Origin of the sequence: Rhodococcus sp. BH5 (assembly GCF_027583855.1) — a bacterium.
GTDB lineage: Bacteria > Actinomycetota > Actinomycetes > Mycobacteriales > Mycobacteriaceae > Rhodococcus_F > Rhodococcus_F qingshengii.
Genome location: NZ_JAJHVW010000003.1, coordinates 489,540 through 510,592 on the forward strand (window position 1 = coordinate 489,540; position 21,053 = coordinate 510,592).

15 protein-coding genes are annotated in these 21,053 nt (G+C 62.7%); 4 read left to right on the forward strand and 11 right to left on the reverse strand.

Annotation, left to right across the window (positions count from 1 at the left end; all coding sequences use genetic code 11):
• Positions 1–88: 88 nt before the first annotated feature.
• The 8 genes from RhoBH5_RS11330 to RhoBH5_RS11365 form a co-directional block, all read right to left on the reverse strand.
• Positions 89–760: an SRPBCC family protein gene (locus RhoBH5_RS11330; RefSeq protein WP_054187233.1), complete on the reverse strand. Its 672-nt coding sequence runs from the start codon at positions 758–760 to the stop codon at positions 89–91.
• A complete protein-coding gene (gene cutA / locus RhoBH5_RS11335) occupies positions 757–3,279 on the reverse strand; it encodes an aerobic carbon-monoxide dehydrogenase large subunit (protein ID WP_054187234.1) in 2,523 nt (840 codons plus the stop codon). The genes RhoBH5_RS11330 and cutA overlap by 4 nt, the downstream gene beginning before the upstream one ends.
• A complete protein-coding gene (locus RhoBH5_RS11340; protein WP_003946048.1) occupies positions 3,276–3,920 on the reverse strand; it encodes a (2Fe-2S)-binding protein in 645 nt (214 codons plus the stop codon). The genes cutA and RhoBH5_RS11340 overlap by 4 nt, the downstream gene beginning before the upstream one ends.
• A gap of 2 nt (positions 3,921–3,922) precedes the next feature.
• Positions 3,923–4,825, reverse strand: a complete 903-nt coding sequence (locus tag RhoBH5_RS11345; RefSeq protein ID WP_007735487.1) for an FAD binding domain-containing protein — start codon at positions 4,823–4,825, stop codon at positions 3,923–3,925.
• Positions 4,826–4,914: 89 nt separating this feature from the next.
• Positions 4,915–6,354, reverse strand: coding sequence for a uracil-xanthine permease family protein (locus RhoBH5_RS11350; RefSeq protein ID WP_003945984.1), 1,440 nt, complete (start codon positions 6,352–6,354; stop codon positions 4,915–4,917).
• Between the two features lie 292 nt (positions 6,355–6,646).
• Positions 6,647–7,870 carry an aminotransferase family protein gene (locus tag RhoBH5_RS11355; protein ID WP_083058496.1) on the reverse strand — a complete coding sequence of 408 codons (1,224 nt, stop codon included), beginning with the start codon at positions 7,868–7,870 and terminating at the stop codon, positions 6,647–6,649.
• 40 nt (positions 7,871–7,910) lie between these two features.
• Complete coding sequence (locus RhoBH5_RS11360; RefSeq protein WP_007735205.1) at positions 7,911–9,389, reverse strand: amidase; 1,479 nt, start codon at positions 9,387–9,389, stop codon at positions 7,911–7,913.
• A 125-nt stretch (positions 9,390–9,514) separates the two neighbouring features.
• Entirely contained in the window at positions 9,515–10,624 is a 1,110-nt protein-coding gene (locus tag RhoBH5_RS11365) for a ring-opening amidohydrolase (protein ID WP_270008293.1), read from the reverse strand.
• Positions 10,625–10,847: 223 nt separating this feature from the next.
• On the opposite strand from RhoBH5_RS11365, the gene upp reads away from it, so the two are divergent.
• From upp to RhoBH5_RS11385, 4 genes are all read left to right on the forward strand, one after another.
• Positions 10,848–11,471, forward strand: a complete 624-nt coding sequence (gene upp, locus RhoBH5_RS11370) for a uracil phosphoribosyltransferase (RefSeq protein WP_007735207.1) — start codon at positions 10,848–10,850, stop codon at positions 11,469–11,471.
• A gap of 92 nt (positions 11,472–11,563) precedes the next feature.
• The gene (locus RhoBH5_RS11375) at positions 11,564–13,261 is read left to right on the forward strand and encodes a PucR family transcriptional regulator (protein ID WP_003946020.1); all 1,698 of its coding nucleotides are present in this window, start codon (positions 11,564–11,566) and stop codon (positions 13,259–13,261) included.
• Between the two features lie 289 nt (positions 13,262–13,550).
• Entirely contained in the window at positions 13,551–14,777 is a 1,227-nt protein-coding gene (locus tag RhoBH5_RS11380) for a CaiB/BaiF CoA transferase family protein (protein ID WP_270008294.1), read from the forward strand.
• Positions 14,774–16,285 (forward strand): carboxyl transferase domain-containing protein, encoded by a 1,512-nt coding sequence (locus RhoBH5_RS11385; protein ID WP_007735211.1) that lies wholly within the window; start codon positions 14,774–14,776, stop codon positions 16,283–16,285. The genes RhoBH5_RS11380 and RhoBH5_RS11385 overlap by 4 nt, the downstream gene beginning before the upstream one ends.
• An 87-nt stretch (positions 16,286–16,372) precedes the next feature.
• Here RhoBH5_RS11385 and RhoBH5_RS11390 read toward each other — a convergent pair whose 3' ends face one another.
• From RhoBH5_RS11390 to RhoBH5_RS11400, 3 genes are all read right to left on the reverse strand, one after another.
• Positions 16,373–17,806, reverse strand: a complete 1,434-nt coding sequence (locus tag RhoBH5_RS11390) for a uracil-xanthine permease family protein (RefSeq protein ID WP_003946008.1) — start codon at positions 17,804–17,806, stop codon at positions 16,373–16,375.
• A 148-nt stretch (positions 17,807–17,954) separates the two neighbouring features.
• On the reverse strand, positions 17,955–19,598 hold the full coding sequence (locus RhoBH5_RS11395; protein ID WP_007735212.1) for a PucR family transcriptional regulator: 1,644 nt from the start codon (positions 19,596–19,598) through the stop codon (positions 17,955–17,957).
• A gap of 102 nt (positions 19,599–19,700) precedes the next feature.
• The gene (locus RhoBH5_RS11400) at positions 19,701–20,816 is read right to left on the reverse strand and encodes an XdhC family protein (protein WP_020909752.1); all 1,116 of its coding nucleotides are present in this window, start codon (positions 20,814–20,816) and stop codon (positions 19,701–19,703) included.
• Positions 20,817–21,053: the final 237 nt, after the last annotated feature.

A 21,053-nucleotide genomic window follows, 5' to 3' on the forward strand; every position in this document is an offset into this window, starting at 1 on the left:
CGGGTTACGCGGACGTGAAAAACGCCCCGAACCTGGTCGGTTCGGGGCGTTTCCCTCATCGTGAATCAGCTGTTGACACCTGAGTGAACTACTTGCGACAACCAGAACGCGCCAGGAATCCGCCTATAGCAACACCTGACAAAGCAATGGCTGCGCCGACGACGGCGCTGACCATCACCGTGCGAGCATCTGTGCTGCCCGCTGTCGGTGCAGCGGCCGGAAGAACCGCCGGTGCCGCGACAGCTCCGGAAACTACCGGCGCGCCTTCGACCGCCACTGCCGGTACCGCCGCCGCCACGGCGGCAGTGACCTTCTCGGGGATGCCGTTGGCAATGACGCCGTCGATGCTCTTGAAGAACACCCCGGCCATCTTCTTGGCTACACCGGTGATCATGCGCTGCCCGACGCCGCCGACCATCCCGCCGACCACGGCGTCGGCGTCATACGAAAGCAGCGTGCCACCCTCGTTCTCCGTCAAGGTGACCGTGACGTCCGCCTTCACCGTGCCGGGAGCACCCGCCCCCGAAGCCGTCATGACAAACGAATTAGGCCGATTCTGTTGCGACAGAACAACCTCGCCGTCGTAGACGCCCTTGATCGACGCGACCCCCGCCATGATGGAGAGCTTGTAGTGATTGTCCGTGAGCTGCTCGAGCGACTGCACACCGGGAATGGTCGCGGCCAGTACACGACCGTCCTGGAGCTTGTCGTAGACCTCTTCGCGAGGTGCCGTCAGCTGCGCGGTGCCGGCGATTCTCATGCATTCTCCTCTGATGACGAACCCGCGTGTGCGAGTCGAAGTTCGAACAGTTCGGACGGTGAAATGGGCATGGACGTGATCGAGATTCCTTCGGCGTCCTCGATGGCAGCCGCGATGACGGCGCTGGTGGGGATCACACCCGCCTCACCGGCACCCTTCATTCCGAGTGGGTTGAGTCCCGACGGCGTGACGGTGTGATCCATCTCGAGCGAATCCGGCATCTCGGTGACGAACGGCATCAAGAAGTCCATGTACGACGCGTTGAGCATCTGCCCGTGCTCGTCGTAGACGATCCGCTCGTAGAGTGCGCCGCCGATACCTTGCGCGACGGCGCCCATGACCTGACCTTCGACGATGCGGGGGTTGATCACGTTTCCGCAGTCGTGGATGACAACGTAACGACGGACCGTGATCTCGGCTGTCACGGGATCGGTTTCGACGATCGCCGCGTGCACTCCCGAAGCGAAGGTGGAACTGGGCGGCGAGTAGTAGCCGGTTGCTTCCAGACCGGGCTGCTCACCCTCGGGAATCGGCGGCTTCGACATGTCCGTGTCGGTCTTGGCGAAACCGGTGGCCAGCTTCGACTCACGGTCGAACGCATATCGTAGCGGGTTCGACAGCACGGCAACAACACTCAGCGGTACGGACGTACCCTCCACTCCGGCTTCGGTGCCGATCTTGCACACGTGCCCTTCCCGGAGTTCCAGTTCGGTTTCCGGCAGATCCAGGATTCCGGACGCGATCTTCTTCGCCTTCTCCGCGACCATCTGCGCTGCGACGTGGAAGGCCGAACCTGACATGACCGCACCACGCGAGGCGAAAGTGCCGACGGCATAACCGAACCGGCGGGTGTCACCCGTGACGATCTCGACGTCGGAGACCTTGACTCCGAGGTCGTCCGCAACGATCTGGGCGAACGCGGTCTGGTGGCCCTGCCCCTGCGTCGTCAAGCCTGTTGCGGCCTTGACCTTTCCGGACGTCTCGACCACGACGTGCGCACCCTCGTACGGTCCGGGTCCGGTTCCCTCGACGTACGCACCGATACCGATTCCGACCGACCGACCTTCGGCGCGAGCCTTCCTCTGGTACTCGGGAAATCCGTCCCAGTCGATGAGCTTCTTGAGCTTTTCGATGCCTGCCTGATAGTCGCCCGTGTCGTAGATCAACGGGCGTCCGTCCTGGAACATCAGGCCGAAGTCGTACGGCATGTCCTCGGGGCGAATGAAGTTCGCCTCCCGCACCGCGATCTTGTCCTTGTTCAGGTACTTGGCGATGGCGTCCATGGATCGCTCCATCGCGAACACGGCCTGCGGACGTCCGGCGCCGCGGTACGGGGTCACGATCACGGTGTTGGTGTAAAGCGAATAGGCGTTGACCCGGAACGACTTCGGCTTGTACGGCCCGAGAACCTGCGTCGCGGTGTTGATCATGACGATGATCCCGTACGGCAGGTAAGCGCCGTTGTCATGCCAGAACGTGAAGTCGAACGCCAACAGACGACCATCGTCGTCGAATCCGATGTCGACCTTCTGGATCTGCCCGCGCTCGTGTGCGCTCGAGATGAAGTGCTCACGGCGATCCTCGACCCACTTCACCTCGCAGGAGATACCGGCCTGGCCGAGGCGTCGAGCGGCCCACGTGATCATGACTTCTTCGGGCCACGGGTGAACGATCTTGACGCCGAATCCGCCGCCGACGTCAGGAGCGATGCAGTGAACCTTGTTCAGCGCCATCCCCAATCGCGCGGCGATTGCGGCGCGGGCGGACGTGGACGTCTGGGTGGAGGTCCAGAACGTGAGGGTGTTCTCGTCACCGTCCCAACGTGCGTAGACGCCCTTGCCCTCCATCGGCATGGAAGCCGAACGCTCGATTTCGAGATCCAGCGTCAGTCGGTGCGGCGCGGCGGCCAGTTCGTCATCCAGATCTCCGAACCCGTGCTGCAGGTGAGCGGCGACGTTGTCCGGAACGTCTGCGTGGACGGCGTTCGCGGCGGTGCGAGCGACGTCGATCCCCACTACAGGCTTCAGCGCCTCGTAGGTGACGTCGATCTTCGCGCAAGCGTCCTCGGCGATGTACCGGTTGTCGGCGACCACCATGGCGATGGCTTCGCCGACATGCTTCACCTCGTCCTTCGCGAGGGGATACCCGTTGCGCGGAGCGATGATTCCCGGATGCGGAATGAGCAGTGGCAGGTTCTCCGCCATTTCCGGCGTGTCGGCCAGGAGATCTTCGTAGGTGTAGATGGCATGCACACCAGGCACTTCCAGCGCCTGGTCGATGTCGATGTCGATGATTCGCGCATGAGCGTGCGGCGACCTGACGAATGCCGCGATCAGCGCGTTGTGGCCCAGATCGTCGAGGTATCGCCCCTGACCGCTGAGCAGACGCGTATCTTCCTCGCGCGGAATCGGTTTACCGAAGAACTTGCCGTCGTCGGCAACCGAATGATCGGCCGTCGAATGATCGGAAGCGGGGTGCTTCGCCCCGTTGCGCTTTGCTGGTTTGACCGGAGTACTCATGCCTTACCCGCCCGTCCTCCGACAGGATTCGTTGTTCCCCGCACCTTGCGATCCAACGCCTCCCGAGTGGACGCGTCGTCGATTCCGAGCGGGAACTGCCCGGCCCGTTCACGCTTGATCTCGGCTGCGCGCAGAACCGACGCCCTGATGTTCTGGTACCCCGTACAACGGCAGAGGTTTCCCGCTATCGCGTCGGTAGCTTCCTCCCGCGTGGGGTTGGGGTTCTCCTCGAGAAATGCCGCGATGGTCGTCACGAATCCCGGAGTGCAGAATCCGCACTGCAGACCGTGACAATCCTTGAACGCCTGCTGAACCGGATGCAAAGTGCCGTCCGGCTCGACGAGGCCTTCGACGGTGGTGATCGATCGACCTTCGAGGCTGGCCGCGAGGACGAGGCAGGATCGAACAGGCTTTCCGTCGAGCAGCACGGTGCACGCACCACACACGCCGTGTTCACAACCCACGTGCGTGCCCGTCTTACGGAGGTGGTGACGAATGGCATCCGAAGCCAGAGTGCGGGAGGGAAGAACGACGGTGTTCGTCACCTCGTTGAGCGTGAACGTGACAGCTACATGGTGCTCACCGGTATCTGCTGCCAGCTCGGCAAGTTGATCATCGATGGAGCGATCGTTTTTGGACATTGTCACCACTTTCCTGCCAGTACTGCGTTCTCACTGAGAGCATCCGTTGCCGCCGCGAAGCCGACCCGCGCCGTGAGCGCGGACACCAACTGCGAGCGGTACGCCGCCGTCCCGTGAATGTCTGCCTCGGTATCTATCTGCGCGCGGGCGCATTCCCCGAGGGTGCGCCACCGCGGGTCTCGCTGATCCGTCGCGGACGCCCCCGCCAGCACGTTCGTGTAGTCCACGACCTGCCCCAGCTCTCCGGCGGACACGTACGTCATGTGCGCTTCGGTCACCAGACCGTCGACCACGCGAATCCGGGCGACGACGCCGACCAGTGCATAGTCACCGTGACGACGCGCGATCTCGTCGATGGCGGTTCCCACGCCGGGTTCGGCGGCGGGCACCGACACCGACACCGCGATCTCGTCTGATTCCAGGCTCGACTCGAGAGGGCCGGCGAAGAGATCCGTCGACGCGATCTCGCGGGTGCCACGCACCGACTGGACGGTCACGCTGCCCCCGAGCAGCGTCAGGACTGCCGGCATCTCCGCCGACGGATCGGCATGGACGATGGAGCCGACGCTCGTCCCGCGGTTACGGATCGTGGGGTGCGCTACCAACTGCAGAGCACGGTTCAGCAGAGGCTGGACTCGACGAGCACCTTCGTCGGCCGCCAGCACCGAGTGCGTGGCCAGGGCCTGGAACCGCACTCCTTCGTCTTCGGACGAGGTCACCGAAGCGAGGTTCGGGATCGATCCGATGTCGACGATGTGGGCGGGCGCGGCGAGGCGCATGGACAGCAGCGGCACAAGCGATTGCCCACCGGCGAGCACCTTCCCCTCGTGAGAGACCTCGGAGAGGATTCGGCACGCGTCCTCGACCGAGGACGGTCGGTGATAAGTCAGCGGCGACGGTTTCATTACTCAATCCTGCCTCTATGAGTCACTTCACGTTTTGTGCAGATGTGACAACGGTCACGGGTCATACCTGGCATACATTCAACTTGGCATCACGTGAGCTGCGCCACGGGCTCTTCGCGTTCGTCATCTGACGCATTCGCCCCCGGCGTTGCGCCCGGCCGCCTGCCGGACTTCGGCCTGTTCAGTTCAGGGTTCCAGGACCCTACGAGCCGGCAGAGGTGGTACATCACGATCAAGACGATGGTGCCGAGCGCGATACCTCCGAGCGAGAACGTGTCACTGAACTTCAGCGCCGTGTCGCCGATACCGATGATCAGACCGGCGGCAATCGGCATCAGATTCAGCGGGTTCCCGAAGTCGACGCCGTTCTCTTTCCAGATCTTGGCGCCGAGCAGACCGATCATGCCGAACAGAACCACAAGAATTCCGCCCAGGACGCCGCCGGGCGTCGCCGCCATGACTGCTCCGAACTTAGGCGAGAAGCCGAGCAGGATCGCGATGAAACCCGCAATCACGTACGCGGCGGTCGAGTACACCCGCGTGGCAGCCATGACACCGATGTTCTCGGCATGAGTCGTCGTAGGGGAGCCGCCTACTGCGCTGGCGATGGCGGTGGCAAAACCGTCACCGGCAATGGCGCGTCCGATGTACGGGTCGAGATCGTCGCCCGTGATTTCGGCGACCGCCTTGACGTGTCCGGCGTTTTCCGCGACCAGTGCGATGACACCGGGAAGCACCAGAACGATGAATGTGAGGCTGAACGAGGGAGCATGAATACCGACGATCCCGTTGGCTTCGTCCGAGAACGGCGGCAACCCGAACCAGGACGCCGAGTGCACCGAATCCCAGTTGACACGAAAGTGCTCGGTGGGTGCGCCGCTACCACTGGCGGACGTGATCGGACCGGAGAGCCGGTCGAGGACCCACGAGAAGATGTAGCCGAAAACCAGCGCGACGAGAATGGCGATACGTCCCAGGAAGCCGCGTAGCGCAACGCTCATCACGATCAGTGCAACCATCACGATCAGTGCCACCCACTGATCCTGCGGCCAGTACAACCCCGCGACAACGGGCGCCAGGTTGAAGCCGATCAACATCACCACAGCGCCGGTGACCACCGGCGGTAGCGCTTTACTGATGACGCCACCGCCGAGAAAGTGGATGGCGATGCCGACGAATCCCAGAACCAACCCCGACACCAGAATCGCACCGGTCACTTCGGCCGTCGTTCCACCTTGGGCACGAATGGCGGCAACGCCACCGACAAAAGCTGCGGATGTTCCGAGGTAGCTGGGGACGTGCCCCTTGACCACCAGCAGGAAGAAGAGCGTACAAAAGCCTGACATCATCACGGCAAGTTGAGGATTGAGGCCCATGATGATCGGGAAGACGAACGTCGCGCCGAACATCGACACGACATGCTGGCCGCCCAACCCGATGGTTCTCGCCCAACTGAGTCGCTCGCCGGGAGCGACCACTTCACCGGCTCCGATGTTCTTTCCGTCTCCGTGCAACGTCCAGATCGGCATGACGAGACCTTTCGCAAAGGAGGAAGGTGTTCGAAATGCTTTGTGCCCCAGCTCACAAACACCGTGTCTGGAGTGAAACGCTAATGCAGGACCGAGATTTGGACGTGATGACAATCTGCCAGAACCCACTCACCGAGATTGGCAACAATGGTGGCAGATGATGCGGGCAGGGGTCATCGTCAGTGTTGGAGGCAGTTTCGACCGAAATGAGGACCACGCCACGAAGGGCCCAAACATTTTCTTCGGCTTAATGATTCCGTAACACGATGTCTGTCAACGGAAAACGACAGTCCTAGCCGAGGGCTGCGAGGATTCCCGCTGCCATCTCCGCGACCTGATCGTCGGTCATGACAAACGTCGGCGAAATCTGCATCGCACCCTGACCCGCCGCGCGACCCGAAATACCGTGCTCACGAAGCGTCTTCACGAACGGCAAAGCCTCCGCCGGATCGGCCAACTGCACCGCAGCGACCGCACCGAGCCCACTGCGAACCTCCGCCACCCGCGGATGCTCGGCCAGCGGTTGCAGATGCGTATGCAACGATGCCTCCAGACGCTTCGACTCCGCGAGCAGATTCTCACGCTCGAGAATGTCGAGGTTCGCCATCGCCGCAGCAGCAGCACCGGCATGACCGCCGTACGTGTAACCATGACGCCACCACGAACCCGCATAGAACGGCTCCGCCACCCGCGGCGCGATGAACACCGCACCCATCGGAACGTAACCCGACGTCAAACCCTTTGCCGTGGTCATCATGTCGGGCTGCAAATCGAAACGAGTGGACGCGAACCACTCACCACCGATCCGGCCGAAACCGGTCACGACCTCGTCGACGACAAACAGAATGTCGTGCTCACGGCAGATGTCACGCACCTCCGCCAGATACCCCTCCGGCGGCAGATACACCCCACCCGCACCGATGATCGGCTCCGCGAAGAACGCAGCGATCTTGTTCGCACCGACCCGCTCGATCAACTCGAGCAGACTCTTCGCATCATCCCAGCCGACCGTGGCCGCATCCGCCATCAGCTCGCCGTACCCCTCACGGTTCACCGGAATACCCGCCAGAGCTGTTCCCGCAACGTGCATTCCGTGATACGCCTTCTGACGACCGACGATGATCGTCTTCTCCGGCTGCCCCACCTCGTGCCAGTACCGGCGAGCCAGCTTCGCCGCAGTGTCCACCGAATCCGAACCACCCGAGGTGAAGAAGATCTTGCTCCCGGCAACCGGCGCGATCGTCGCCAACCGCTCGGCCAACACCTGCGTGGTCTCGGGAACAAAATCACCGAAGTTGGAGAAATGAGCGATCTTCGACAACTGAGCCGCCACCGCATCCGCGATCTCCGTGCGCCCGTGCCCGACATTGGTGAACCACAGGCCCGCCGTCGCATCCAGATACCGAGTGCCCTCGCGGTCCCAGATGTACGCGCCCTCACCGCGAGAGACGACAAACGCGCCGTTCTTCTCCACAGCGCCCATGTCCGCGAACCCGTGCCACAATGCCGAAGCCATCGTCTTTCTCTCCCAACTGGATACGTTCGAAATAGATCGGTCAGTTCACGCGGAGTGCGGGCGGAAGAACCCGCTCGACCCACTGGGTTGCCTGCTCGAATGCGTAGGCGAGTTGGAGTACGTCCAAGTCGGCTCCGTGCCGACCGATGATCTGGATACCCATGGGAAGCGAACGATCGTCGAAGCCGACCGGCATCCCCGCAACCGGAACCCCGGCCATCGTCCAGGGAACAACCGTCTCCATCCACCGGTGATACGTGTCCATCGATCGGCCGTCGACGGTCTCGGGCCAGTGAGTGTTCTTGTCGAAAGGAAACACCTGGGCACTGGGCGCAAGAATGTAGTCGTAGGTTTCGAACATCTTGGTAATGGCCGACAGCCAGCCGTTGCGGGCCTCCGCGGCCTTGGTCACGTCGAGAGCCGACAGTGTGACCGCGTGCTCGAGTTCCCACAACAGTTCGGGCTTCATCAACTCGCGCAAGCTCGGATCGTTGTACTGATCGATCAAGCCGAGCTGTGCCCACCAACGCCACCGCAAGAACAGTTGCCAGATGTCCTCGGGTTTGAAGTCGGGAAGCGCCGCCTCGACGCGGCACCCCAACTGTTCGAAGACCTCGAACGAGGATTCGCACAACTCGAGAACTCCAGGTTCGGTTGCCAGGTAACCGTTCCAGTCACCGACCCATGCGATCCGAGAGCCCTTCAGATCACGTGCGAGGCTTTCGGTGAATACCGCGGGATCCTCACGAATCCCCAACGGTGCATAAGCATCCGGCCCCGCCATCGTGGAAAGCAGGTGAGCCACGTCGGTGACGGTTCGGCCCATCGGGCCCACAACGGCGCCCTGAGCGATGAATCCCGTCTCCGGTATCCGACCCCAGGATGGTCGAAACCCAACAACGTTGTTGAATGCCGACGGGTTTCGGAGCGAACCCATGTAATCGCTTCCGTCAGCCACCGGCAACATGCGGAGCGCCAACGACGCTGCGGCGCCACCGCTGCTACCGCCGGCAGTGCGCGAATTGTCGTACGGCGACACCGTCGTACCCCACACCGGGTTGTACGTCTGGGATCCGAGCCCGAACTCCGGTGTGTTCGTCTTGCCGATCACGATGGCACCGGCAGACCTGATCCGCTTGACGAACAGTTCGTCATCTTCGGCGATTCGGTCCGCGAACATCGGCGACCCGGACGTGAACGGCAGACCCTTGGCCGCCGAAAGATCCTTCACCGCATGCGGAAACCCGTGCATCCAACCGAGATACTCCCCACTCGCCAACTGCGAATCACGCTCGCGCGCCTCCGCCGTCAACGCTTCCCGATCCCGCAATGCGACAATCGCGTTCACCGCCGGGTTATGTAATTCGATCTGATCGAGGAAGCTGTCCATCACCTCGACACACGACACTTCACGCCTGCGTATCAGACCACTGAGCGTGACCGCATCGGCCATGACGAGTTCGCGATTCTCGGGCGCACCGGAAACGCTCTCGTCGACAGGGTCAGCAGCATGAACCATCGTGAATCCTTTCAAGCAGTGAAGTGGGGTACGCCGCGGCGGACTCGCCGCCACCGGCAACTGATTCGAGGACGAATTGCCGGTGGCGGCGCGACTGTCGAGGTTTCCAGCGAGGTTCTTGCCTATTACTGACCGAGATCGACGATGGCAGCGACTGGGCCGCCGCCCTCGGGACCCTGGTGCGCTGCCGATACCGAGACGAACACTGCCGGATCGCCGGTGACAGCTGCCGTGACTCCGCCGACACACGACTTGATCTGGCGGTGCCAGTGCACGTCGGAGTCGTCGAGCATCGCATTACGACGGCCACGGACCGTTCCGTCCTGACTGGCCTCGCACTTCAAGAACACGTTGACGAGTTGACCGTCCAGGTCGCTCGAGTGCGGCCGCTCCGGAAGTTCGAGTCCGGCGTCACGGATCGCCGCCCAGATGCCGTCCTGGTCGAGCGGATCCTTCATCACGCTGTGGCCGATCCGGTAGCGTCCGCCGACGCCACGTGCGTTACCGACGACGACGATCTGCGCGCGGTCCAACTCGACGCCGGACGAGCAGGATGCGACAGAGGAGAAGAGTTCGCGGCTGTGCATGACATCCTCGTCGGTCGGCATGTCGATTTCGCCGAGCGCAACCGCGATCCCCAGAGCCGTTCCGCCGTTGGACAGGTCCATCGACTCATGAGTCTGTTCGGTCCACACAGTCTTGCCGCGGCTCTTGGCGTCACGGATGGTGTGAATTGTCAGCAACGGAGTCTTGGTCTGTACGTAGTGCACGTCGGCGGGATCGGTGATGCCGGCATTGGCCATCGCGTCTTTCACTGCCGCAGCAACTTTGGTGATCATGGCCGTACGGCCGATGTCTTCGGGCAGCAGTTGCTCACTCATGGCGACACCCACGGTCAGTCGCGGCTCGTCGGTCTTGGTGACCTTGTCTGCCGGCACGGTCGCGAAGATCGTCGCGTGCGGGCTGATCACGCCGTCCGTGCCGCCGGACCAGACGATCGGCACCTCCGCCACTTCTTCGGGGCTGCGATTACCCTTGGCGGAGAGAACCTCTCGGAACGCTCGGTCCGCGATGATGCGCGTGTAGTCGTTGACGCCGCCGTTACCCTCGGTTTTGCCGATGACTGCAATGACGCGGTCGGCCTCGAGGACACCGTCGTCGATCAGATTGGCGAGCTCACTGGCGTCGGAGACGCTGTGTAGCGGAACCTTACGGACCTCGATTGCTTCGGGCATTGGCATCTCCTTGTATAGGGAATCGTGGAGGCAAAATTGGGCCTTGACAGCTCCGGGCGCCCAGTCCAGCCGAGCGGTTCGGAACTGCCGTGTCGACCACGCTATGACGACTCGAACCCATCGGCATCGTCAATACTTGCCCAAACGAAAACCGCGATTGGTTATTTCGACTCCGAATCACCGGTTGCGCGCCGCCCCATCGGTTCTCACTTACGATTCGACCATGGACACCACTGTTGTCGACCATCCGCTGGCGGCATCGCTGCTCACGACCATGCGCGACGCTCGCAGCGACAACGCAACGTTCCGGTCCGCCTTGCGCAGACTGACCCATATGTTGGTCTACGAGGCCATGCGCGGCGCAGAACTGGAACAGTTCGACATCGAGACGCCAGTTGCTCCGACGCTGGGGGTGCGGCTGGCGAATCCACCGCTCCTGGTCCCGGTCTTGCGAGCGGGCCTCGGCATGGTCGAACAGGCGAGTGCCCTCATTCCGCAGGCAGGCGTCGGTTTCGTGGGAATGGCACGAGACGAGAAGACACACCAGCCGGTTCCGTATCTGGAGTCCCTGCCTGCTGATCTGTCGAGCACCCCCGTCTACGTCCTCGATCCGATGTTGGCGACCGGTGGATCCATCGTCCGCACAATCGATCTGCTCATTGCACGCGGAGCCACCGATGTGACTGCAATATGTGTCGTCGTGGCTCCGGAAGGGATCGAAGCACTGAAGAACTCCGGACATCCGGTCCGGCTCCTCACAGCGAGCATCGACGACGGCCTGAACGAAAATGCTTTCCTGATACCTGGACTCGGAGACGCGGGCGATCGCCAATTCGGGCCGCGGTAGTTGGCAGACATACGGAGAACCGCTCATTCCGAGAGGCTATTTTCGTCAACTGTTGACAATGTTCGTCGCGTGATCGAGCGTAGTCTCGCGACATGGATAGATCTGCCAAATATTCGAGCGAAGAGCTTCAACATTTGCCAGAAGGTGGCGACTACAGACTCACAGTTCGGGATGTCCTCGAGCTGCCCAGTCTGCGTGGAGCCGAAGTCCTTGCCGGGCACGGGGGCTTGCGCCACCTCGTTCAATCGGTGAACGTGATGGAAGTACCGGACATCCTCGCTTGGGTGAAGCCGAACGAGTTGTTGGTGACAACCGGGTTCCCGCTGCGCTACGGGCGAACCGGCGAGCTTCTCGACGACACAGATCTCAGTGACCTCGTCGACGGTCTTGCACGTCGAGGAGTCGCGGCACTTGCCGTGAAAACGGGCCGTTATCTCGACGAGCTGCCCGAGGCGATGCTGCACATGGCAGAGCAGCGAGGGCTTCCGCTGTTGGTTCTTCCCGTCACCGCGGGATTCGACGAGGTGATCTCGGAGGTCTTCACCAAGTTGGTGGCGAAGCAGTCCGCGGCACTCGACATTGCCGATCGACTTCACCGCTCGTTGACGTCGATCGTCTTGGAAGGTGGCGATCTACCTCAGATTGCCGCAGAATTCGCCGCGCTTTTCGACGTCAGCGTTCTCATCTGCTCGCCGGACGGAAGAGTGTTGACGGAGGCCGGAGATTCAGCCGCGCTGAACGCGCTTCCGTTGTTCGAAAGCACCGGTCGGTTCCTGACCGAACGGGTCGCTGTCGGTTTACAGAACGCGCCCAAAGGATTTCCTGGTCAGTTGGCGCTCACCCGGGTGGTGGCCGGCGGCACCGACCACGGCCGAATGGTGGCGTACGCCGGCACCCACGAACTCGGCGCAGTTGTCGTTCAAGCGCTGGAGCGAGCGGCCACCGTTGCCGCGCTGGCCGTCACCAAACAGCTGGCAGTTGCGGCAGTGGAATCCAAGTTCCGCGGCGACTTCCTCCGCGACGCACTGATAGGCGAAGCCGGCTCGCCGGCGGAAGTGAGCGCGCACTTCACCCAGTTGGGGTGGGATGTCACTCGTCCACTTGCCGTTGTGGTTGCAGAACTCGACGTCGATCACCCGGAATCCCAGCACGCGAATTCCACTCGCACGGACCAAGATCGACTCAGCGACGGCTGGCAACAAGTGGTACGAACACACGAGCGGACGGCGCCGTCCGTCGGGTTTCGACACGAGGTGGTCACGCTTTTCCCGACCAGCACCGACCGTGCGGTTCGGGACATCGAAGGGTTGGTGCGCAAGGTTGCCGGCGATCGCACCAGCGGCCGCCGATCCTTCAGCACGGGAGTGAGCCGGGTGATCTACTCCCTGGCCGATCTACCCGCGGCCTACGACCAAGCCTGTACAGCCGTGGTCGTCGGCCGACGTATCAACGGGCCGGGGCAGATCGCACACTTCGACGAACTCGGTGTACACCGACTCCTCTCGCTCCAGACGGACAAGAGCGAACTGCGTTCGTTCACCGATGACGTTCTGAAGTCCTTGTCGGCGGACAACGCCGAAGCCGCTGACCTGCGTCTGACACTCCAGACCCTGCTCGACTGCAATTGCAATGTCGCCGAGGCCTCCCGGGCGCTGCACATGCACTACAACACTTTGCGTTACAGAATCGGAAAGCTGGAGAGCGTCGTCGGATCGTTCACCGACGACCCCGTCCTTCGATTGAACGTCTCACTCGCCCTGCAGGTCATGAAAATGCACGAAATGTCATGACTTCGCACGATATGAGCTGACAGAACGTCCCGATAACGGTTCGATACAACCGCAATCGCGCCGCCCGGTGAGCGTTCGTCACTTCTTACCCACCACTGACACCCGTCGTCGGCAAGGTTACCCATGTGCCGTTCACCGGTGCCCGCTTACGGTTCGAAAGACGGGCCGCACATACCTCCTTCAGTGGCCCTGGCCGGTTTCTCGGTCCAGCGGACCGGAGTCGACCGAACTACGGAGGCCTCAACCACCAACTGGCTCAGCCAATTACACCAGAACACGGCGGTGCGACATGAACTCGACTTCGAAGCCTCACAACACAAGTGCTCGTAGTGGTCCGTTACACGACGTGATAGTCGTCGACCTCACGCGCGCACTCGCGGGTCCTCACGCGGCAATGATGCTCGGCGATCTGGGTGCCGACGTGATCAAGGTCGAATCACCTCACGGCGGCGACGACACCCGTGGGTGGGGGCCGCCTTTTGTGGAGCCCACGTTGGAACCACCGAACACACAACGGGAATCGACGTATTTTCTGTCCACGAACCGGAACAAGAAGTCGATCACGCTCGATCTGAAATCCGACAGTGGGCGCGCGACCCTCGAAGATCTCGTCTGCCGCGCCGATGTTCTCATGGAGAACTTCCGCACCGGAGTTCTCGATCGACTCGGATTCTCGACCGAGCGGTTGGCCGAACTCAATCCTCGACTGATCGTTCTGTCCATCAGCGGTTTCGGCCACGACGGCCCGGAAGGCGGTCGCGCCGGCTACGACCAGATCGCCCAGGGGGAAGCCGGACTCATGTCGCTGACCGGCTCGAGTCCGGACGACGTTCAACGAGTCGGAGTTCCGATCGCCGATCTTCTCGCCGGAATGTACGGGGCGTTCGGTGTCGTCGCGGCTTTGAAGGAACGCGAACAGACGGGGAAAGGCCGCGTTGTCCGAACGTCGCTCTTGGCCAGCGTGGTCGGTGTTCACGCGTTTCAAGGAACGAAGTGGACCGTCGCCGGCGAGGTAGGCACAGCGCAGGGCAACCACCATCCCTCCATCGCACCGTACGGGCTCTTTCGTACCGGCGATGGCGCAGTGCAGATCTCGGTCGGCAGCGAAAGCCTGTGGAGAAGATTCTGCGAAGGATTCGACCTCGACCCTGACGCCCCGGGTATGGCAACAAACGCCGAACGCGTCGAAAATCATTTCCAGGTCGTCGAATTGATCGAACGTACCTTCAAGCCGTACTCGCGTGACGAGCTTCTGACCGAACTCGACCGCATCGGAGTACCGGCAGGACGGGTTCGGACGATCTCCGAAGTGTACGAATGGGAGCAGACCCGATCACAGGGATTGCTCGTCGACGTCGACCACAGCACGCTCGGAAACATCACACTGCCCGGTCCACCGCTACGATTTTTCGATCCGGACGGAACCGAAGTGACGGAGACCCGCCACACTGCACCTCCGGTTCTCGGTGAAGACACTGACGAAATCATGTCGTGGATACAAGGATTCACCCGATGAACCGCCTGACGGCTCGCGACTTGCTCGACCTGGTGATCGATGCCGGCACCTGGGAGTCGTGGGATACCCCTCCGATTCCCGTCGCGACCGACTCCGATTACGCCGAAGCACTTCTGCGGGCCCAGGAGAAGACCGGACTCGACGAGTCCGTCCTGACCGGAAGCGCCTCCGTCCGAGGCCGCCGTGTGGCAATCATCGTCTGCGAGTTCGGTTTTCTCGGTGGTTCGATCGGCGTGGCGGCGGGAGAACGCCTCGTCGTCGCCATCCGTCGAGCCACCCAAGAGCAGCTGCCCCTTCTTGCGCTTCCCACGTCCGGGGGAACGCGTATGCAGGAGGGGACGACGGCGTTTTTGCAGATGGTCAAGATCACCGCGGCGCTCATCAAGCACAAAGAAGCGCACCTGCCCTACATCGTCTATCTCCGAAACCCCACCACCGGAGGCGTATTCGCGTCCTGGGGATCACTCGGTCACGTGACGATCGCGGAACCGGGGGCCCTCGTCGGATTCCTCGGCCCTCGAGTGTTCGAGGCCTTGTACAACTCACCTTTCCCCGCCGGTGTCCAGACAGCGGAGAACCTTCACGAGCACGGACTCATCGATGCAGTGAGGCCGCCAGACCAGCTCGCCGAAATCGTCGAACGCGCATTGCGCATCATCACCGGGGCGCATCGTGGGTACTTATTGCCCAGTGACCCGTGCTCGTACGATTGCCCACCCGATACGTCGGCGTGGGAATCCGTCGTCGCATCCCGGCGCGAAGACCGACCGGGGATACGGGAAGTGTTGCTCAATTCCGCCTCGGACATGCTCCCGCTCAACGGAACCGGCCAAGGCGAGAACGATCCCGGCATCATGCTCGCGCTCGTTCGCTTCGGCGACATGCCCTGCGTCCTTCTCGGACAGGACCGGCGCGGACAGACTGCTCACTCCCCACTCGGCCCCGGCGCTCTGCGGGAGGCTCGGCGAGGTATGCGGCTGGCCGCAGAACTCGACCTGCCGCTGGTGACGATCATCGACACAGCGGGCGCGGCACTGTCGAAGGAGGCCGAAGAAGGCGGACTGGCGGGCGAGATCGCTCGGTGCATAGCCGACATGATTTCACTCGAGGTCCCCACCATTTCCCTCCTGCTCGGGCAGGGCACGGGCGGCGGCGCCCTGGCACTGATTCCGGCCGATCGAGTGCTGGCGGCCCGCCACGGTTGGCTCTCGCCCTTACCTCCCGAAGGTGCGAGCGCGATCATGTTCCACGACGTCACGCACGCGCCGGACATGGCAGCCAGTCAAGGGATCAGGTCCTTCGATCTGCTCGCGGGCGGCATCGTCGATCGGGTCATCCCCGAATTTCCCGATGCCGCGGACGAATCCGCCGCCTTCTGCACTCGCGTCGGAGCGGTACTGCACTACGAGCTGAGCGTGCTCAGTGCTACCGATGCGACTGAACGGCTCAACACCCGCACCGAACGCATCGACCGTATCGGCCTGGTCGAAGCCAGTACCTCCGTCTGATCGATCAGTACCCAGAACACCGGAAAGGCCGGACATCCTCCGCGGAGGATGTCCGGCCTTCGTCGATCGAGCACACTCAGCCAAGCGTCACGTGAGTTGCTTGGCGGGTTCCTCCCGATCGCCGCCGGGAGTCTTCGAATCCGGCTTGTTCGGTTCCGGATTCTTCGCATTCAGTTCCGGGTTCTTCGAACCGATGAACTGGCACAGGTGGTACATCCCGATCACGACGATGGTGCCGAGCGCGATGCCGCTGAGCGAGAACGTGTCACTGAACTTCAGGGCCGTGTCGCCGATACCGATGATCAGACCGGCCGCGATCGGCATCAGGTTGAGCGGATTGCCGAAGTCGACGCCGTTCTCCTTCCAGATCTTGGCGCCGAGAAGGCCGATCATGCCGTAGAGCACCACGGTGATTCCGCCGAGAACACCGCCGGGCGTCGCCGAGATGACGGCACCGAACTTGGGGGAGAAGCCGAGCATCATGGCGACGATGCCGGCAACCGCGTAGGCGGCGGTGGAGTACACACGGGTCGCTGCCATGACACCGATGTTCTCGGCGTACGTCGTGGTGGGCGAACCGCCGACGCTGCTGGCGATAGCGGTGGCGAAACCGTCACCGGCGAGCGCACGTCCCATGTACGGGTCGAGGTCGTCCCCGGTCATCTCGGCCACGGCCTTGACGTGGCCCGCGTTCTCCGCGATCAACGCGATGACACCCGGAAGGACCAGGATGATGAACGTGAGGCTGAACGACGGAGCGTGGATGCCGACGATTCCGTTGGCCTCGTCCGAGAACGGCGGAAGCCCGAACCACGACGCCGACTGCACCGAATCCCAGTTGACGCGGAAGTGCTCGGTGATCTGACCGGTGCCTGCGTCGTAGGAGGTGATCGTCCCCGAGACCCGGTCGAGGATCCAGGAGAGGACGTAGCCGAAGATCAGCGCCAGGAAGATGGCGATGCGCGCCATGAAGCCGCGTAGCGCGATACTCATGACGATCAGGGCCACCATGACGATCAGAGCCACCCACTGGTCCTGTGGCCAGTACAGCCCCGCGACGACGGGTGCCAGGTTGAATCCGATCAGCATCACCACTGCGCCGGTCACCACCGGGGGAAGAACCTTGAATACGACCCGGCCACCGAGGAAGTGGATCGCGATACCGATGGCTGCCAGGACCAGTCCGGACACCAGGATCGCGCCGGTCACCTCTGCGGATGTTCCGCCCTGGGCACGAATGGCGGCGATACCACCGACAAAGGCCGCCGACGTACCGAGGTAGCTGGGGATGCGTCCCTTGACCACCAGCAGGAAGAAGAGCGTACAGAAACCCGACATCATCACGGCAAGTTGAGGATTGAGCCCCATGATGATCGGGAAGACGAACGTCGCGCCGAACATCGACACCACGTGCTGGCTGCCCAGCCCGATGGTTCTTCCCCAGCTGAGCCGCTCGCCGGGAGCGACCACTTCACCCGGTTTGATGTTCTTTCCATCTCCGTGCAACGTCCAAATCGGCATGATGGGACCTTTCGTGCAGAGGAAGGTGTCCGAACGCTGAGTGTGCTCCAGCTCACAAAACACCGTGACTGGAGTGAAACGCTATTACAGCGCAGGGGTATCGACGTGATGACAATCTGCCAGAACCCACGGACTCGGATTGGCAATATTAGTGATTGATGCCGCGCATCGCGGTTATCTTCAGTGCTAGAGACAGATCCAGCCGTAGCTCGGGTTGCGCCGTGAAGGGTCCCAGCATTTTCTCCAGCTTAACGACCCTGTAACGCAGTGTGTTGTAATGGAAGTGGAGCTTGCGCGCTGTCTCGGCGATGTTGATGTTGGTCGCGAGCAAGACTTCCAATGTCTTGCGCATGTCCTGCGCTTCGGCAGTTTCCTCCGTCAGTTCCCGCAGTGTCTCCCGCGCGAACGTCTCCAGCTCGTTTTCGTCCTCGACCAGACTGAGCAGTCTGTACACGCCCAGATCGTCGAACTGAGTCACCGTCCACGGACCGGAGATCCGTCGCCCGACGGTCAGTGCGGTGCGCGCCTGACTGTAGAGCGCCGGAACGGCGTCGATCGCCGCTGTCGGCCGGGACACCCCGACACTGAACGGCCTTCTCCCGCCGCCACCTTCACCGCGAACGACCGTGACGAGGTCCCGCACCAATGCCATCGTGTCGGTGCCGACGCCCATCACGATCACCGTCTCGCCCGTCAGCGCGGTCACCGCCGCACCGGGATCGCGGTGGGCGATCGCGCCGGAGAACGCCATCGCCTGGCGATCGACGACGGGCAGCCGAGCGGGCGCCGCAGAGGCCGGTTCGTCGATCGGGTCCGGCTCGATCGAGACGATCACCAGCGGGCGGTCGAAGTCCCAACCGAATGTCTTGGCATGGGAGACAACGTGATCGTGGTCCCCGGCCCGACCGAGGAGCAGGTCGTGAACGAAGTTGGCGCGATGGCGTTCCTCCACCGACGCCACGGCTTGTTCGCGGGTGATGACCAACGCACACACCGACGCGGCCCGCTCGACCAGGTACTGGTCGTAACTCGTCATCACGCGCTCACCGGTGAACAACGCGAGACGCCCGTGGTCGATGTGATTGGCGGAAATCGCGGACACCGCGATGAATTGACCGTCGAACTCGTGCAGACCCAATCCGCCCTCGACGGTGTCGGTCCGCAGACGACCGGTGGAATCGACGGCGGGACAGGCAGACAGATGCTTGCGCTCCGCGGCGTCCCCGGCGCGGCAGATCTCGCGTCCGTCCGAGGTGGTGATCAGGGCAGCGCCCTTCATCTCCCGAGCGATGACTTCGGTCAATTGCGGGAGGCCGCCGCCGCCCATCACGACGTCGACCAGCAGCCGTCGCAAGCGCTCGGCCCCGAACATGGCGTCGATCTGGGCCGACTCCGTCTGCTCACGGTCTCTCGCCGCAGGGTGATCACACGCACCGTGAAAAACCAGGAGCGGGAAGCCGGCGCTTTCGGCCGCGTCGACCAGCTCCGGCGCGAGAGTGTCCCCGTCTGCGCCGAATTGGACGGCAAGTGCCGCAACACCTCGCGTCGACAACCGTCCGACAAATGCTTTGAAGGTTTCGGTGACCCTGGCGAGGGTTTCCGGCGTGGTGATCAGCAACTGTCCGTGCCGCAGCCACGGTCCGATGTCCGGAACCGCCATGAATCCCACCCGGGCTACCGTCGGGTCTTCGCAGCCGCCGGCGACCTTTCGAACACCAGGAAGGAGCTGGGTTCGAAGAAGTTCGGAGAGAACAGCATTCACCTCGGATGCCGGTACGGCCGGGTTTGCCACTTGGCAGGCACCTCGATTTCATTCGGATCACGGAAGATGGTTCACGAAAGAAACGATCCTATCCCCACCGAACACAAGATGTCCGAATTCAGCGCAGTCGACTCAGGCCGTTCGATGCAGGGCGGTCGGATTCTCCTGAGGTGGCGGGTGGATCGGCCCCTGCAGATCCCGCAGTTCCAAACCGGAGGCATTGCGCAGGGTCTTGGTCATCTCGGCGAGGATCGACACTGCAGTCTCCTCCGGTGTCCTCGCGCCGAGATCCAACCCGATCGGTGAGTGCAGACGCCCCAACTCGGCGTCGGTGACGCCTCGCTCCTTCAACAGCGCCACCCGACGCTCATGCGTCGCACGACTTCCCATCGCGCCGACGTACGCAGCCGGCGAACGCAGCGCGATCTCGAGCAGGGGGATGTCGAACTTCTCGTCGTGCGTGAGCACGGCCAGGACGGTTTTGTTGTCGATCGGTGCGGTTTCGAGGAACTTGTGTGGCCACATGACGACCAGATCGTGGGCGTCGGGGAAGCGCGCCCGTGTCGCGAAGACCGGCCGTGCGTCCACGACGGTCACGCGATAACCCGCAAAGGCGCCCAACGTACACATCGAGGCCGCGAAGTCGATGGCCCCGAACACGTACATCCGCGGTAGTGGCGCGAAGATCTCGACCAGCAGGTCGTGCTGCGAATCGATGAGAGTTCCCGCCGGCGCGACAAAAGCGACGGACTCACCGGTGTCCATCGTGCGCAGCAGGATGGACACCTCGTCCTCCGTGGCATCCAGATCTCCGCTGCGTCGGCCGTGCTCGACGACGAGGTGCCGTGCCGGTGCTCCCGGACGCACTTCGGTGACCACGACGACGGGCGTATCGGCCTCGATCCGTTCACAAACCTGACCGAACTCGGCGAAATCGGCTCCGACGGCCTGGACGAACACTTCGATGGTTCCGCCGCAGGTCAGCCCTACTCCGATGGCGTCGTCGTCGGAGACGCTGAAGACCTCGACGCGACTGGTGCCGTCGGCGAGAACCTCCTGGGCGATCTCGTACAGTGCACTCTCGATACACCCGCCCGAGACGCTGCCGACCACCTCGCCGGAGCGTGAGACGGCCATCGAAGCACCGGGCATGCGCGGTGAGGATCGCCAGGTACGGACAACCGTCGCCAGTGCAAAATCCTCGCCGCGGGCGTGCCACTGCGCCAGCTGAGTGGAAATGTCGCGCATCGCCTCGCCTCCCGCTTGCATCGCCGTCCGTAGAGAGTTCACGGTATCGGCCCACCGCAATCCTGCCTGTCACACAATGCGCCTAAATCCGGGCCCTGCAGTTGTGCAATGTCGCCGTCGCATCACCGTGCGCTCTCGACCAGTGTTGTCACCGAGCCCAGCCGAAAGCAGGCCTGACCTTCATTCTTCCCCTCTCCGACGATCACTGCAGCGGCAATTCACGCAGATGGTGCGACG